Origin of the sequence: Pseudoalteromonas sp. 2CM41L, from assembly GCF_023161905.1 — a bacterium.
Classification (GTDB): Bacteria; Pseudomonadota; Gammaproteobacteria; order Enterobacterales; family Alteromonadaceae; genus Pseudoalteromonas; species Pseudoalteromonas atlantica.
The window spans coordinates 1-17009 of sequence record NZ_JALNTN010000024.1; the positions used below are offsets into that span (position 1 = coordinate 1).

Annotated in this window: 12 protein-coding genes; all 12 read right to left on the reverse strand. The window is 38.0% G+C overall.

Translation table 11 applies throughout. From position 1 onward, the window contains the following. Positions 1 to 307 precede the first annotated feature (307 nt). A complete protein-coding gene (locus MTF64_RS19020) occupies positions 308 to 1045 on the reverse strand; it encodes a 4'-phosphopantetheinyl transferase superfamily protein (RefSeq protein WP_248452340.1) in 738 nt (245 codons plus the stop codon). Between the two features lie 16 nt (positions 1046 to 1061). Further along, complete coding sequence (locus MTF64_RS19025; RefSeq protein WP_248452341.1) at positions 1062 to 1826, reverse strand: thioesterase domain-containing protein; 765 nt, start codon at positions 1824 to 1826, stop codon at positions 1062 to 1064. A 120-nt stretch (positions 1827 to 1946) separates the two neighbouring features. After that, complete coding sequence (gene dapE, locus MTF64_RS19030) at positions 1947 to 3125, reverse strand: succinyl-diaminopimelate desuccinylase (protein ID WP_248452342.1); 1179 nt, start codon at positions 3123 to 3125, stop codon at positions 1947 to 1949. Between the two features lie 274 nt (positions 3126 to 3399). Next, positions 3400 to 5811, reverse strand: a complete 2412-nt coding sequence (locus MTF64_RS19035; protein ID WP_248452344.1) for an ABC transporter permease — start codon at positions 5809 to 5811, stop codon at positions 3400 to 3402. A gap of 2 nt (positions 5812 to 5813) precedes the next feature. After that, positions 5814 to 6518: an ABC transporter ATP-binding protein gene (locus MTF64_RS19040; RefSeq protein WP_248452345.1), complete on the reverse strand. Its 705-nt coding sequence runs from the start codon at positions 6516 to 6518 to the stop codon at positions 5814 to 5816. 19 nt (positions 6519 to 6537) lie between these two features. Then, on the reverse strand, positions 6538 to 7779 hold the full coding sequence (locus MTF64_RS19045; RefSeq protein ID WP_248452346.1) for an HlyD family efflux transporter periplasmic adaptor subunit: 1242 nt from the start codon (positions 7777 to 7779) through the stop codon (positions 6538 to 6540). 17 nt (positions 7780 to 7796) lie between these two features. After that, positions 7797 to 9554: a cyclic peptide export ABC transporter gene (locus tag MTF64_RS19050; protein ID WP_248452348.1), complete on the reverse strand. Its 1758-nt coding sequence runs from the start codon at positions 9552 to 9554 to the stop codon at positions 7797 to 7799. Then, the gene (locus tag MTF64_RS19055; RefSeq protein ID WP_248452350.1) at positions 9551 to 11920 is read right to left on the reverse strand and encodes a penicillin acylase family protein; all 2370 of its coding nucleotides are present in this window, start codon (positions 11918 to 11920) and stop codon (positions 9551 to 9553) included. Before MTF64_RS19055 ends, MTF64_RS19050 begins: the two co-directional genes overlap by 4 nt. Positions 11921 to 11924: 4 nt before the next feature. Continuing rightward, on the reverse strand, positions 11925 to 12890 hold the full coding sequence (locus tag MTF64_RS19060; RefSeq protein ID WP_248452351.1) for a TauD/TfdA family dioxygenase: 966 nt from the start codon (positions 12888 to 12890) through the stop codon (positions 11925 to 11927). Between the two features lie 130 nt (positions 12891 to 13020). Beyond that, on the reverse strand, positions 13021 to 14625 hold the full coding sequence (locus MTF64_RS19065) for an MBL fold metallo-hydrolase (protein ID WP_248452353.1): 1605 nt from the start codon (positions 14623 to 14625) through the stop codon (positions 13021 to 13023). Between the two features lie 95 nt (positions 14626 to 14720). After that, on the reverse strand, positions 14721 to 15746 hold the full coding sequence (locus MTF64_RS19070; RefSeq protein WP_248452355.1) for an Ldh family oxidoreductase: 1026 nt from the start codon (positions 15744 to 15746) through the stop codon (positions 14721 to 14723). Beyond that, positions 15736 to 17004: a PLP-dependent aminotransferase family protein gene (locus MTF64_RS19075; protein ID WP_248452356.1), complete on the reverse strand. Its 1269-nt coding sequence runs from the start codon at positions 17002 to 17004 to the stop codon at positions 15736 to 15738. The genes MTF64_RS19070 and MTF64_RS19075 overlap by 11 nt, the downstream gene beginning before the upstream one ends. Positions 17005 to 17009: the final 5 nt, after the last annotated feature.

Genomic DNA, 17009 nt, shown 5'->3' on the forward strand with positions numbered 1-17009 from the left:
TTTTCACCCAAATTTGTATGCTTATTAGCATAACATTTCTTTCTTAATGGGTGGCCAAATTAACTATGCCACTACAGTGATGACTATTAAGATTACGTTTCACCAATCAGGTTACAGAGACTTTAAAACCTACTACACCAAATTTCTGTGCCAAGACTGGCAACGATACTTTCCTGATTTAGTCAGCTACACACGTATGTTGAAGTTGATCCAAACTGTTTTGTCTCCCTTGTGTATGTAGTGGAATCGGGAATAAAATGTTGAAGAAATCATTAAGTAAAAAGCAAGCTATAATATAGGTTTGAAATTAATCTATTAGTGTAATTACCACTTCGTCCAAAATTGTATATCTGCAATAATAATATTGAGGAATTCTATGCACCCTAACAAAGTCGTCTACTAGTTTTAGTTTCAATGTAGCATTATATCTATCAACACTAACGACCCTTGCACAATCAAAGTCAAAATAAACATTTAATTTTGGATAAAGAGCCTTAAATAGGCTTTCTTTAGCTGAAAATATTATGGTTGTAGCCTCTGCTTCGCTCGAGCAAACTGCACTCAACAAGTTTAACTCGACATTGTTATGTACAATATATGATATTAGGGATGCACTATCAGGACTCATAACATCTTCTATGTCTAAACCCAAATGGCTTTTATTGTTGCTTAAAACGCAGACTGCTGAGGTTGATGAATGAGCGATGGAGCCAACATATCCTTTTGGCCATATTGGACATCGGTTTTTGTCAAAACCTATATTAGGCAAACTGTTTTGGGAGAAGCCCAATTTCAATAGGGCTAACTGTGCCGCAAACCTCCCAGCTAAAAACTCAGCCTGTCTTTTATCAACTGCATTTTCTATCGTTGAAGGGAAGGCTATACCATACTCTGCATATAATTGTGCCTTATAATGTTCTATGAAAAACTTACACTTTACTAACGTTAATTTCTCAGCTTTTAACTCCCAATAATTGATATCTGATATAAAATGATCCCTATCTTTTAAAGGGGCTTGTGTTTGGTGAAAGTTATTCAAAGGCATATTACAGTAATTACTTCTAAACGCATTTTAAAGTATCTAAAGGTTTTTCTAAATAGTTCAAAATCACCTCCAAAACTTTATAAGGAGAATGTAAAATAAAAAAGTGGTCTCCCTGGATAGATTTTCTTTGGATTTTATACTTTGAAATATTTTGCCAAGCTTCTAGTTGTTGCTCAGTAATGTCAAGATCTTCTTGACCATTTAATACAAGAATATGAGTGGGTATCTGAACTTCATTAGCTAAGTATGTTTCTGCTATCTTAAAATCGCACCGCAACATAGGCATAATTATTTCCATCATTTCTGCATTTTCTATCACCTCTTGCGGTGTACCATTTAGCTCCATTAAACTACGAATAAATTCATTGTCAGGCAAATTATAAGTAGTTGAGTGGGTTCTTTGTATGTGGGGAGCTCCACTAGCTGAAGCTATAAGAGCATTTGGTAAGGGCAATGACTTTGCAAACAACTTACAAGACAATTCAAAAGCCACTCTTGCTCCCAAGCTATGTCCAAAAAATACAAATGGCTTACTCGTAATATAATTACTATGCCTCATAATTTCTTCAATTAATGACTCCATGGACTCGTGAGCAGGTTCAGCTATTCTTGTCCCTCTTCCGGGTGGATTAACTAAGACAAGTTCAATATTTCTAGGGCACTTCTCTGCCCAATTATAAAAAGCATTTATTGACCCTCCAGCATACGGAAAGCAAAAGATACGAAGACTAGCTTCTGAATTCTTTTTGGGAACAACAAACAGATTACTTATACTTTTCATATTAATCCTCAATTATACTAACCATAAAGTTTGTGCTACTAAAAAGCTGTTCGCCAAACGTAACCGATAAACTTTATTTTCAGTTAAGTTACGACACCTTTATAGAGTGTATGTGGTAATTTATTGAGTCCATAACGTTTCGAATAAATCTTTGTAGATCAGTGATAAATCTTTCATATCTGAAATTTTGACGCACTCGTTCTCTTGGTGAATAGTATTGTTTGGTAACCCTAGCTCTATCACTTGTGAGCTAATATGTTTAAAAAAACGACCATCCGAAGTTCCACCTGAAATTGATTTATTGGGCTTAAAACCACGCTTATTAATTGTTTTCTCAACAGTTTTAAGTAGACATTTTTGACTGTCATCTATACTTTTAGAAAGGTATGACTCACAGTGACGATATGTCCTCAGATCATACTCACTAGTAACTTCATCTATTTTTTCTTTGACCAGCTTTATTAACTCCTCCTTCGTGTATTCATCTGAATAACGGATATTAAAACTTATCGATATTGAGTTAGGAATGACATTGTCTGACCATTTCCCGGAGTCTATATGAGTGAATTGCATCGATGTATCTGAACAATCGGCATTATCTTTATACCATGGTAAACATTTTAAATTAGAAATTACTTCATGCGCTAAATGAATGGAGTTAACGCCATACTGAGGGTATGCCACATGACCACTTTTACCTGTTATCTTAAGATCAAAGCTTAGAGATCCTCTTCTCCCGACTTTAAACACATCCCCAGAGCAATATGAAGCTGTCGGTTCACCAATAATACAGTAGTCTAATGTAACATTTCTTTTTGCTAACTTTTCTACTATGGCTTTAGACCCGAATTCAGCCTCCCCCTCTTCATCGCTCGTGATTAAAAACCAAAACTTGCCTCCCAAATGATGATTCTCATCTAGAATTGACCGTAGAGCAGCTAAAGCACATGCTATACCACCCTTCATATCAGCAATGCCGCGTCCATATATCTGTCCATTTGAACTAGTTAATTTGAACGGTGGAAAGAACCACTTGTCCATGTTTAATGCTGGTACTACGTCGATATGACCGCAAAAAGCTATATTCGGCCCTTCTCCCATGTTGAAGCATGCCGCTATATTGGTTACGCCATTGCTGCCGAACACATCCACATCTGCTCCCATCTCATTTAGTATTGAGCTTAACCAAGTAGAACAACCTGCTTCATTTGGAGTTACTGACTCATACGAAACGAGCTGCTCAGCGTATTTCAAAGCACTTTCTAACATTAAGCATTTTGCTTGCGATGGCTCTGCCATTAGATACATTTAGTTTCATTCCTTTATTTTATTTGTGATGACTGCTAGCAGATTGGGATTAAGCCGAACGAACATTTTGTTTGAAGACATAACTATAGATTTTTAAACAATGTAATTAAATTATTTGAAATTATGTTCACAACGTTAATAATGCTGTTGAAGGAGTCGTCTTCCTGTAAACCCACCCATAAATAGGTTTCCTAAGTCACTTAAAACATATGTTTTTTAAGAAGCAAAACGCCTGCCATCAAGCAGACGTTTTTTGTCATTAAGGTTACTTCAATAAATCACGTAAATTAGTTCTTAAAATCTTTTTTACTGGTCTTACAGCACTTAAAAATGCCGTAATTGCTATTATTGATACACTTAATATAGAAATATGAATTAAGTCAGTTGTTAAATACATTGACACATCTTCACTATATAGCTTAGTTAGTAACAAAACCAAAGCGGTACTGATAACCAGACCAACTGCGATAACTCGGCCTATATCAGAAGCAATCATTAGAATGATATCTTTACGGAAAGCGCCTAATGATAGTCTTGTCGCAACTTCTTGCTTTCTAAGGTCAATATTGTAAGTAAAGATTCCATACAGACCTATACATGCCAGTATTAAAACCGTTACTATCATGATAAATGTGGTAAAAAATGTTGTCCTTTCCACCAACATACTGTCATCAAAAAGTGACTTAATAGAGCTATACTGCCATATACTAAACTGAGAGGATATCGCCTTAACTCCATTTACTAGATATTCTTTAGGTATATTATTATGAGAGAGTTTAACCATAAAGTCTAAACTTCCTGGACGTGCAGGCAAGTACAATCGCGGTGTATTATTGTCAGCTCTAGGTGTACTCACTCCTTTAACAACACCAATCACTCTATACACATCACCATATACGTCCACAGTAGCTTCTTCCAGAGAAATGTCTTTATAATGCGTTGCCCAAAATGCTTCGTTAACCACAGCATACTGGGATCCTGCATTCATATCCGAGAGTGTAAAAGTTTCACCACTAATAACAGGTTGCTGCAACAAACTAAAATACTTTTCATCTATAAACTTGAAGTTTGAGATAATAGGCTTATCCAGAGTCGAAGGCGTTATCGATATCCAGCCAAAATTATTTGCTGGCGATCTTGACTGACTAACACTCTCTACAGAATCTAATGCCATTAATGAGGACTTGACCTCTTTGAGCAACCCACCTATTTGTGCTTGGGACTGCTCTTCACCTGAAGGAAAGGACAATCTAACGCTATATACATTGTCTAGCTGAATTCCATAATCAATATCGATTTTGATCTTTGCGTCATTGAACAGTACCAAATTAGAGAAAACAAGAAACGAAGCAACAGCAACTTGAAAAACGATAATTCCATTTCTTGCGCTCTTGCTAACTTGGGCAGACACACCTTTGCCACTTGATTGAAGTAAATCAGACAGGCTGCCATTACCAACAGGCCTGATAGTAAGGTAAGCAAAAATAGAGGTTAACAGTGTTCCTACCACAATTCCAACTATAACACTAAACGAACCTATAGAGAGATCTCCAGCTCTGGCAATAGATGCACCAAAGTGCTCCTCAAATAAAATAAACCCGTAGGAAGCAATAGGAAACGCAAGGATAACTGCAATAGCTATAGGCAGCATATATTCAATAAATGCCTCTTTAAACAACGTAGATATAGATGCTCCGTATGTAGCTCTAACAGCAAACTGGTGAAGCCTTTGTAAAGATCGAGACAGAACTATATTGATAAGGTTACTCGCGGCAATCAACAGCAGTCCCAATGCAGCAATTAACATTAGGTTAGCTGTTTTGTACGTATCACCAATAATAGCAACTCTTAAATTTGTTAATTGATTTGAAATACGCCAGTTTGCAAAATCAATATCACCCTTTAATGCACTTTCCCAACGCTCATGCTGACGTTGAGTAATAGCTTTTGCTGCATGCTCTTCATTCTCATTACTATTTAGGCGAGCATAATAAACGGCATTACTGTTGATTTGAGCCCAATCTGATTTTTCTTCTTCTGAGATTGGGCTAAAAGCCCATGGTAACCAAATCTGACTAGCAAAAGGTTGCTCACGTAATAAAGGCTCTTCGAAACGGCTATCAAGTACTCCCACGATCGCGTAACTAACACCATCAACTGTCAGTTTCTTTTGAAGAATATCAGCATCTCCAGCAAAGTGATTTTGCCAAAATTCATGGCTTATTATTGCGCTTGCTTCGTCAAATTTAATTCCATCTTTTACGTCAAAATGATTTCCTATCACCATAGGTGCATCAAATAATGAAAAATACTCTGGCGTTATAAAAGCAAGCCCTACATTTGGCTGATACTCTAGTGAGGACACGACGTCTTCCCAGTAGAAGACAAGTGCAGACTCTTCGAATTCACTATTATTCTTGTATAACTCCTCTAATAAAGGAATAGAGAAAGCAAGCCACTCTTTCTTATCTCCCGGCTCATGAAAAGTATTGTTAACTTGATAAATACTTCCTTCCTCAGTGTAAGGGAGTGGTTTGAAATTTAAGTAATAATTTAGCGTCGCTACACAAATTAGTACACCGATAGTGATAGCCAAGGTCGTAATAATTGTTAGCGATATTATGGGCGTTTTCTTGAGTTGATTGAGAGCAAAGCGCAAGCCAAACAAGTTTTTCATACTTATGACTCCAATAAAGCTTGACTATTTTCTACAAGTTTACCGTCCAGCAAAAACAGCCTATTTGTTGCCATATCTGCATATTTTTCCTCGTGGGTTACAATAACAATCCCAATTCCTTTTTCATTTAACTTCTTAATCAACGCCATCACTTTTTCACTTGATCGTGAATCCAAGTTCCCTGTAGGTTCGTCGAAAAGTATGAATTCAGGTTCAGCAGCCAGTGCTCTAGCTACACCAACTCTTTGTTGTTGACCGCCTGATAATTGAGATGGGAAATGCCCCGAACGGTGTGATATTTCAACAGCCTCAAGTGCAGAATTCACCTTCTTTTTTACTTCTTCAGCCGGTAGCTTGGGTCTGCGATAATGAAGAGCAAGTGCCACGTTATCAAAAACGTTTAAATCATCAATCAAGTTAAATGATTGAAATACAAAGCCAACTTTTTCATTACGGATCTGAGCTAGATCTTGCTGATTGAGGTTAGTAATATCCTTACCTGCAATTTGAACTTTTCCTGAAGTAGGTCTATCCAATAAACCAATAATAGACAACAACGTTGATTTACCTGAGCCTGATGGTCCAGATATAGAATAATAGTCACCCTTGATTAACTCTAGGTTTATATCCTTTAGTACAGTAGACTCAATTTCACTTGTTTCATATATTTTTGAAATGTTCTTCAAACTAATTAATGACTCTTTCATTGCTTAACTTTTCCTTTCCTTAATTTAATATTCTAATTGTTTTATCCGTCATAGGTTGCAATTCGGTTATTATCAGCTTATCACCTGAATTAACATCAGATTTAATTTCAATTTCTTTGCCGTTATGTCTACCAAACTGAAGCTTAGTTAAATGTGCTACATCAGAAGTTTCACTATCAAGCTTATACACCATAGCTTCACTACCCTGCTGAATATGAGACGGCTTCGCTATTTTCAAAACGTTAGTCACCGTATCTACAAAGATCTTTGCATCAACTCGCATTAGAGGGCGTACTGTCTTTCCGTTTAGATTCAAAATCTCTACTTCTACCGTCACATTATTGTTCTCTACGATCGGATCAATACGTCTTACTATCCCATTGAGCGTTTCATGCCTAGTTTTTATAGCGACCTCATTTCCCAATGCAACTTTGTTAATTTTACTTTGCGAAACTATGATAAATGCCAACATTTCAGAGGCACTACCAATTCTTGCAACCTCTTGGCCAACCATCACATTTTGCCCTAAAGAAATAGGCTGCTGCTGCAAAACACCGTCCATACCTGCAACCATATTCAATGATTCATACTCTTCCAACAACAACTTATAATCACCCTCAAGCTGCTCTCTTACAGACTGCTGAATGTTCAATTGTTCCTTTTCAATAAACTCAAGCTGCCTAATTTTTTCCTTTTGGAAAATGATCAGTTTTTCCAAACGGTCTACTTCTTTACTTGCCGTCTTTAGTTGGATCGAAGAAGTGCTACCCATTTCATGTAACTGTTGCTGTGCAGCTAAATTCAATTCAGCGCTGTCATATTCAGACTTATAATTAGTTAAAATAACCAGTTCAGACAACATGTTTTGTTTTTGAGCTAGTTTTAATTGCCTAAAATTTGCATCATGAGTAACCAATGCTTTACGACTATCTTCTAGCTCTTTCTTTAATCTAGGACTTTCTAGCTTCACGATAACTGTACTAGGCTTAACCACTGCACCTGGCTTTTTTAGTATTTCAACAACAGTTGCTTCAGTCATGGCAGTAATTAGCTTTTCGTTACTCGAGCGCAACTCACCGTAACCATCAACAACTTCCTCGATATTACCTTTTTCGACCGTCGCTATACGTATGTCACTGCGTTGAACTTCATTTCCATCTCCAGACCAAAGAATAAGCAATGCTAATAAAAGAGCTCCACTAATCATTAATGTTTTATTCTTAAAAAACGCCTTTCGCTTTTTTACCTTAACTCTATCCATCTACACAACCTCGTAAGTTACTTGTTCGCGCTCAACTTTCTGTGCCACTTTCTAGTATCAGACCGCGAAATAAACGTTTTATTTAATCTTCCATTTTCCAATTCAATAATCTTGTCTGCCATATCGAAGTAGCGATCATCGTGTGTGATAGCAACCACCGCCTTCCCTTTTGATCTTAGCGCAGGCAAAATGAACTGATAAAATGTATCTTTAAACTGTGGGTCCTGATCTGCTGCCCATTCGTCAAAAATGTACAACTCTTTATCATCCATGAATGCGACCAACAACGCTAACCTTCTTCTCTGACCATCAGATAAATCCAACGTTGAAAATCGCCCGTTGTCGAACGACACCTTATGGCTCAACTCCAACAACTCAAGATATCGAGTTACCTCGTCTTGAACCACTTGGCTACATGAATTTTCCACACCAAGTAAATTTTCGAACAAATAGTAGTCAGAGAATACACAGGCAATGCCTTGTCGATAACTGATCAGATTATTCTTATCAACTGACACATCATCAAACAGAATATCTCCACTCTCAGAAAGGTAATGTAGGCTAATCAATTTACTTAGTGTTGTTTTCCCAGAACCATTACCACCAAGAATAAAAGTAATTTCGCCTTTTCGTACCTCCAGGCTTATAGGTCCGACTGAAAATTTCCTGTCATTAATTGCACTTGCTTCCAGACTTTTCGCTCTATTACTATAAGGGAACGAATCATAAGCAAATGAGATATTGTTCAACCTCAAACTCTGCCATTCAGGTATTTCAGTTACGTTTCGATTTATTTGCTCTTGCTCAATTTCTTTCAGTGTTAATTCCATTTGTTGCAAAGATATGCGTGACACAACAATTGCGGGAAAAACATTCATAAGAGTGGCCACAGGCCCAGTAATATACATCAATGTCATGACCACTGCGGTCAACTCAGCCATGGACATAGACTCATAATTAACTATAACAAATGACACCATGCCTATTACAAGAAAACCAATCATGTCACCGCAGTTGTCTGCTAATTGAATGATTGTTTGTCCTTTCTTATCCAGCGACACATTTGAATCTTCTGCTACTAATAGATTGTTATTAAAGAAGTCTTCTCGTTTCTTGTTATTAACCTTAAGTTCCATCGAGCCTTCAATTAGTGCTATAAAATTAGTTTGCAAAGAGTCTAATTCATGTCTTGCTCTAAGAAATAAGCGTTGACTAAACATAACTGGGATCTGATAAGCAATAACCCCAAACAGAACCGCACCGATCACGTACCAAAACACATTCATATTCAAAAGCATTAGGTACATTAACAGCCCAATCAATGTAACTAAATTGACAAGTATTTCTGGCAGGGCTCTAGCTCCAATGACTATTCTTTGAATGTCAGTCGTAAAAAGTTGATTTAGTCTAGCTTTACCTACATTTTCTAACGCCAACTGATAAGAATTGCTTATTTTAGTGTATAGATCTTTACGCATTGAACTAACAATGTTCAAACCAACTCTTGCTAGTAACACTTGAGAGAGCGTCCTTAAAAATACAATTCCAGTGCACACCGCCAAAAAAAATAAAGCTAAGTTTGTGTTGGTTATTTCTACCATACCAACCAACTGGGGCTTTGAGGCTACGATACCAATTCCGCTGTTCCGCGGTTCAATTGCAAGCATAACAAGGGGGATCAGTAGTGAATAAAGCCCCCCCGCCAAAATGCCGCAACCTATTGAGATAAATGTTTTATTCGGTGCGTGTTTTGAAAATAAACCTAAAATACTCATTTCCTTGCCCTATTAGCTTCCGTCGCTAAGTAGTTGTCATATAAAGGGCTAAAGACATTACCTGATTGACCTGACACAATACCAAAGTCATGTTTTTGATTAGAGCCAGGAGACATAATTTGGCGAAAGCCGGCGCCATAATCTTTGAAAAAGCCCTCAGTTCTATCTAAGCGGCTATTTGATACATTTATACTATTTTCACTTCCTTCGGCCCAACGCTCTCTAGACATCAGTTCTTCAAGCAACTTGACATCCGAAAAAGTGATATGGTCATAACGAGAACGATGCAAACTCCCCCACTCCCATTCATTCATATCATCAGAGGACGAAAGCTTACGCAGCATACGCAGAGATTGACTCAAGCTGTTTTGAAAGTGAAGCAAACACGGCACGGTACTATTGTTACAGTCACTATACTGTGTCATGAATTTCACCAACTGTTCTGCAGTAACTACACTAATCAGTCGCGTTAGTGCACCTTGCTCCCGAACTTGATCGCTGGTTTGAAGTAAGTTAGCGGTCAAAACGTTACTTTTCAGCTGTTCAAACCAAGCTTTATAAATGGTTGCGCCAACACTGTCTTTAGAAAATTCACCTTGCCACTGTTTCAATATATCAATAGCTTTCTGTTGCGCTGGCTCCTTTACTTCCACTTTACGCATAAGGTCTAACAACGGAAAAACACTTTTATCAATAACATCCCTTTGCATTTGCTGCATATCCCTAAATGACATTTTACGATTGTTTTCAACATGCTGCGTCAGTATTTCAGATATTCTGTTTTTTCTATAATCCGACGCCCATTCATGCGACATCTTATCTGCAATTTCACTTTCTGGTTTGTCGTTAGCCGATACAATAAAACCTTGTTCGGGATTATATTGACTAGGTAACAGATCAAACTCCAAATAACCCTGCCAATGATTTTCAGACCGGCTACCTAACTGTGGACTAGTACCATCTCCATTTCCTCTTATGGGAATAGCGCCTGAGGCCTGGAAACCAATATTTCCCTCATTATCTGCATAAACAAAGTTAAGTGAAGGCGCTTTTAGCATCGCCAGTGCCGAGCGAAACTCTTGCCAGTTCCGGCTAAACTGAAGTTTGTAGAACGCATCCAATGAAGTATCATTATTTTCGAGCGCAACCCAACGTAGCGAAAGTAAAAAGTCTGCTTGTGAAGTTTGTTCCAGCAACACTGCTCCAGCTTGAGTTCTGCGATAAACTGCGGTTGTAGGTCTAGCTTTCTTTGACATCCATTGTGGATAAATTGACTTTACATCGAAGAGTTCTTTGCGAAAGGAAAAATCCAGCCATTCATCATCAAGCAAATACTGACGAGGGTTTTCTGCAGAGACAGTCTCAATAAACAGATCCTGCTGATCTGCCATCATGTTAGTCGCTCCCCATGCTATATGCTGATTTTTACCCAATACAACATATGGCAATCCCACTAGTGTCATACCTTTAAGGTGCTCACTAGCACTGCTCATTTCTGCTGCGTACCAATATGAAGGAAGACTAATCCCAAGATGAGGATCATTGGCTAAAATTGGCTTACCAGAGTCCGTGTGCTTGCCTGAAACAACCCAAGCGTTACTACCAACATAACGACCACCAATATTTCCTTTTTGCTGTAACAGTTCAAACTGGGTAGCCAACTTCGGAGTGTGAGAATAAGAGTTATTTAGGCTTAATTGAGTTACTTCTTCAGGTGTTTCAACCAAGTCGTATGGATAAAATACTTCCATTGGCACATTCGGAAACAACTTTTTCTTAGCAAGTCGATTTAATTCATCATCCATGTTCCCAGACAAGCTCAACGCAAATAACTTGATGATTGCTATAGAGTCAACCGGCTTCCATAGTTCTGGCTCTACCCCTGCAACCAGAAATTCGGGGGGAAGTAGTTTGTTATTATTTTTCAGCCAATAATTGATACCTTCTGCATAAGCTACCAATGATGCAATAGTTTCTTTATCAAGGGCTGACTTAGTATTTTCTGCAGCCTGAAGTAAGCCATAAGCTCGCATTACTGAATCTAAAGGCAAAGCGGCTTCACCCATAACTTGGCTCAGGGTTCCATCAGCTATTCTGCGGCTCACTTCTAATTGCCAAAGCCTTTCCATTGCATGGGTGTACCCTATGGCGAAAAAAAGGTCCTTAATATTCTGACCTTGTACGTGAGGAACACCATCACTTGAAAACGCAATGTTTGCCTTAACTTCTTCATTTTCAATCGAATATACGGTTCCGTAATCTGGTACAGATTGACTCAATTGAGAATAAAAATAGCTCGCGACACATAATAGCGGAAGCAACACAAATAATGTCGCTCTAAATAACAATGGGAAGCGATTGTTCACGTAGCTAACTCCCCTGATTACTCTGGCACGCATTAGCCATTCCGACTAAAATTTTACGTTCGCCATCAAACGGAGTTCGCCCATGAGCAAAGCGCATGTTATCAAGTAACATTATGTCTGATTTTTGCCAATCAAAACTTATTTTTACATCTTCGTACGTTTGGCGAATAGCATCTAAATATACAGTCTCGATAGGGGTACCGTCACCATAGTAGGCATTGCGGGGTAAAAATTCGTACCCCAATGTTGATAACAAGCTATCTTGAACTTCCTGGTCTTGCCGACTAATATGAAACAAATGTGCTTGATTAAACCATACCTTGTTGCCGCTGACTGGGTGAACTACAATAGCTTGATTAATTTGTGAAGTTCTTAGTCTATTGTCTTCAAGCCACAAACACTTGATATTTCTCTTTCTGCATATTTCCGATACTTGTTCTTTGCAATCTGTCTGAAAAACTTCTGTCCAAGGCAGATCAATATCTGAATAATTACGGACATACATAACACCCTTTTGTTCAAATTTATCTTTAATGTGAACGGGTAACTGTTGATAAACTTTTTCGCCATCTGCAATAGGTGTTTGACCACCACTTGAAGAAGGTAACATACAGAAAAAACCTATGTGCCGAGCCCATTCATCACTATATGAGTTTTCATTGTGTAAAGGGATGGTTTCACTTCTATGGTACTCTGTCGCCGTATAAATTTTGCTACCTAACTCTTTACGAGGTGTCGAACGATAAGAGTAATCAAGCAATTCGTCACCAAATATGGTTTGCAAGAACTGACTAAGCTGTTTAGAACTGATTATCTTTAGCCCTTTAATTAACAACGCTCCATTTTCATCCAGTAAGTTATGGACAGCATCCTTATTTTCCTGAGCCCATACTAAAGGCCTAACCCCTTTAGTCTCTATGTGATGGATTAGCGGTGTTTCCCCTATTTTCACTAAGTCTTGAATTTTCATTTTTAACGTAATTTCCCTTAACAAAGTACTGTCCATTTTGCTTTCAATTGGCGTGGAAAGTACTTTCAACTCTTTTAATATTTACATTGAAGTTATTTACTTTTATTATTTTATCTAACCTAGGCATTAACTAAATTAAGTCCAGTGTGTACTTTTCAGTAAGCAACTTCGCTGTTACATTTTTCTCTTTACATTGCTCCAAGAAGCGCTTTGACTCCACAATTTGTTTCGAGTCATCTGAATAATCCATCCCCATCATGTAACCATAATAACTTTCGTATCCAAGTGCATAAACCAGCGCTTGTTTTGGCTTGAACGTATCTACCATATCCAGTGCTTGAGCACTGTCGGTCCCGTTAAGCCTTCTGCTTTCTTTGACTTGTTTATGAACTTTGTCAGTAAATAGTGCGCCATACGCCCAAGTGAATGGTGCACCAACACATTCCATTCCTATTGCTAATACGTCTAGCTCACCTATCAATTTCTTGACATACATAAACATTTCTGGAGACAAATTCGAAGAGTCGGCACCGGCATAAATCTTTTTGTCATTAATCTCGATAAACCACCCAGCTTTACTTCTAATATTTAAATCGCCGTGTTCGCCAAGAAATGGAATACTCAAAATTTTTCCATCTGGTATGACGATTTCTTCCAAGTCATCCACCTCAACAACGTCAAATCCAATTCGAGAAAGCATAAGCTTTAGTGATGGATCCAATAGCCCACCACCATTATTCTTAGGTACTACAACTTTTCCAATTCGACTTCTAAGTTGCAATAAGGTTTCAAAGTGAACATGGTCAGAATGGTTATGAGTTAACAGCACATAATCAATTTTTTCAGGTAGTTGAGAATAGGAAATCATGTCATCACGATTTAACTCATTGGGAACACCTATCATAGGGTCAATCAAAACATTCGACTGCTTACTCTCAATTAATAGCCCAGCGTGTCCAACATAAGTAATTCGAGCAGACTTTATTTGTTTAGGGTTAGGTTGTGCAGGCTCATACTCGGTAAATAAGCTTTCAAAGGAAAGTAGTCCTTCAGTATCCACGCCTGAAAATAACACTTTAACCTCAGAACCTAGTAGCGGACTAGTTCTTAATCGAAAAAGCTTATCCCAAAACTGAGAGTTGAAAGGCTGATTAATCTTTAATCTTTGAGTATAGTTTATACGAGGTGTACTAAATACAAATGCTCGCTCTTTGTCACCTTCATTTATACCAAAACACATACTCTGAATTGATTCTTTATATAAGGGACTGCTATAAACCAGTGACTCAATGATGCGATAGTCTGGTCGATGCTGACGATCCATCAGTAGCTCCACAAACCCTTTTAGGCTTGGTGGAATATCACCGTACAGAGGTTCTAATGATTCACCAGACTGATGTGCTAACAGCATTTGGTCAAGCTTTTTAATATCATCAGCTACTTCAATCAAATCTCCATACTCTTCGGCGAGTCTGTCGTAATGCGCCTTTATTGCGTTATAATCCTCACGTGTACAGTTTACGAACTCACCACCGCCAGACATTGCTTTATTGGTATTGGCAAGAATATGCAGCTCAGCATTATTTAAAAATGAATTTAGTAAACGGCGATGAGTGTTCTTCAAATAGAGTGAATATGTGATTGGGGAGAGTAAATACGACCACGCATACCAGTTGTTGATAAGAGGTTCTGCATACACACTTTCTTTTAGATAGTATTTTTTATTGTCTTCCATTTCGAGTATAACCATAGAGCAAAAATTATTATTATTAGTTTGACTTAAGTACTCTCAAGTCATAAGCAGCATACATTTATTTAGTGTTAATAGGCTCAAGCAACTCCTTCGCTCCTGTCGATTTCAGAAAACCAAGGAATGTCTTCTTCATAGATTGGAATACCGTGACAAGTACGCTGTAATTTAGATAAGCGTTCTTTTTCACCACTGATCATCCCTTCTGGTGAATGCTCCTTTGCCAGCTCAAGTAGTAAGTCGACTCGCTCTGTGTATTTATCATACTCCATAAATAATCCAGGTTCAATAACCAACATCAAGTGGGAAACCTGTCGTGGTTTATCAAATGGCTCAGTGTATAAATGTGACATATTATGGTCAAATGGCATGTCTTCTGCCAACACAGATGTTAGCATCTGAACCATGAACCCAAGAGCTTGCCCCTTATAACCGCCTAAAGGAAGTAACGCATTAAACACTCCCTTTTGCTCAGCTAAATCAACTCCCTGTTTATCCGCTCCCCAGCCCGGTGTAATAGGTTCCCCACTTGCAATACTTCTAGAGAGTTTGGTGTAGGATATCTGACTGGTTGCCATATCAAAATCAAACCCACTACTCTTTTTACCTGGAGCAGAAAATGCAATCGGATTAGTACCTAAAAAAGGATCTTTACCACCAATTAAAGCAACCAGTGCATCACTGTTGCTCATACACATACCAATGAGTTTTTTATCAGACGCTAATCTGGTGTAATTTGAAGCTGCAGCAAAATGATTAGAGTTTTTAACAACAACAATACCTACTCCTGTTGTCTGAGCTTTTTCTATCGCTTTTTTCATTGCTAAGTCTGCAGCATAAACACCATTTGCACCGTCAGCGTCCAACAGTGCACTTACTGGCATTTCCCTTTCCCACTTCAAGTCAGGCTTTATATTAGCTTGCCCCTGTTGAAACTCTTTAAGATAAGTTTTAAACAACGAGATGCCATGAGTATCTATGCCACAAAGACTGGCTTGAATAAGGTGTTCCGAAATAATATAGGCTTGCTCAGCATCCACCCCACAAGCCGAAAACTGTGCAAGCATAACCTCTTTAACATTATTTTTATCTAAATTATAACACATATTCTATCTCACTCTTAGTGCTCTGGGACGTTTGCTGCTTATGTACTAAAAACTTCGCTAACTTGCTAACCGCAACTTCAATCTGTGCTACATCCAGATTACTATAAGCTAACCTAATGACTTTGCTCCAATGCATATCTTCATTTGCAAAAAAGCTGACAGGCATGAATATGACACCAAAATCTCTCGCACACTCTTCAACATCATTAAAGGTAAACTCCCATGGCGTATTAATGACCAGAAAAAAGCCACCTCCAGGGATATTCCAACTAACACTTTCTAACAAACCAAAGTGCTTTTCTAAAGCGGATAACATCGCGTTTCTTCTATCAAAATAATCTTTATTAGCCGTTTCAAGCTTGCCTTTAAAATTAAAACTATTATTGAGAAGGAAGCCCATAATAATGCTTTGTGATAACTGGCTTGTATTTACAGAAACGAAGCTCTTCAATTCAATCAGAGACTTCACTTGTTTCTCCCTCCCTGCAGGGCATACCAAGCAACCTACTCGTAAGGCTGGACACAAGGTTTTGGCAAACGAATCAATATAAAAAACACGGTTATCATTATCCAGAGACTTGAGAGTTGGCACTCTCTGCTCTGCAAAGTTGAAGAGCCCATAAGGATTATCCTCTATTATTGCAATATCATACTTTTGACAGAGTGCTAAAAGAGCTAATTTATCTTGCTCGGAAACACTAAAACCAAGGGGGTTATTAAACTCTAAGTTTAGATAAATGAGTTTTGGACACTTATTTGAATTTCGAAGCAACAGAATGTTCAACTCCAAAGTATTGAGGTCGATTACATACTGATTAACATTATGATCGTAGCGCAGCATGGAAACAGGCTTCATGTTTTTTCCAAGCGCTTTCACAATACCGGAAATACCGATGTAACTAGGCTCTGGAATCAAGATGTAGTCGCTCTCAGCTTTTAGAAACTCTATTATCAGCAAAGTTAGCGCTTCCTGGCAGCCATTGGTGATGATAATATGCTCAGCCTCACAACTGATCTCAAACTGACTACTTAGATAAGTTTTGAATATCTCATTGGCAATACCTGCTGTAGGGCCGTATTGGTATAATAACTTTTCAGCACGTTCAGATTGAATCCCTTTCTTTTCTGAAAAGTATTTTATAAAAGCTTGCTCATATTGTTTAAAGTTTATGCTGTCAAAATGGTCTTCATTGGGTCTACCAGACGCCAATGAGTCAGCACTTGGATATTGGTACGATATTTCATTTAAGAAGTTCATAACCT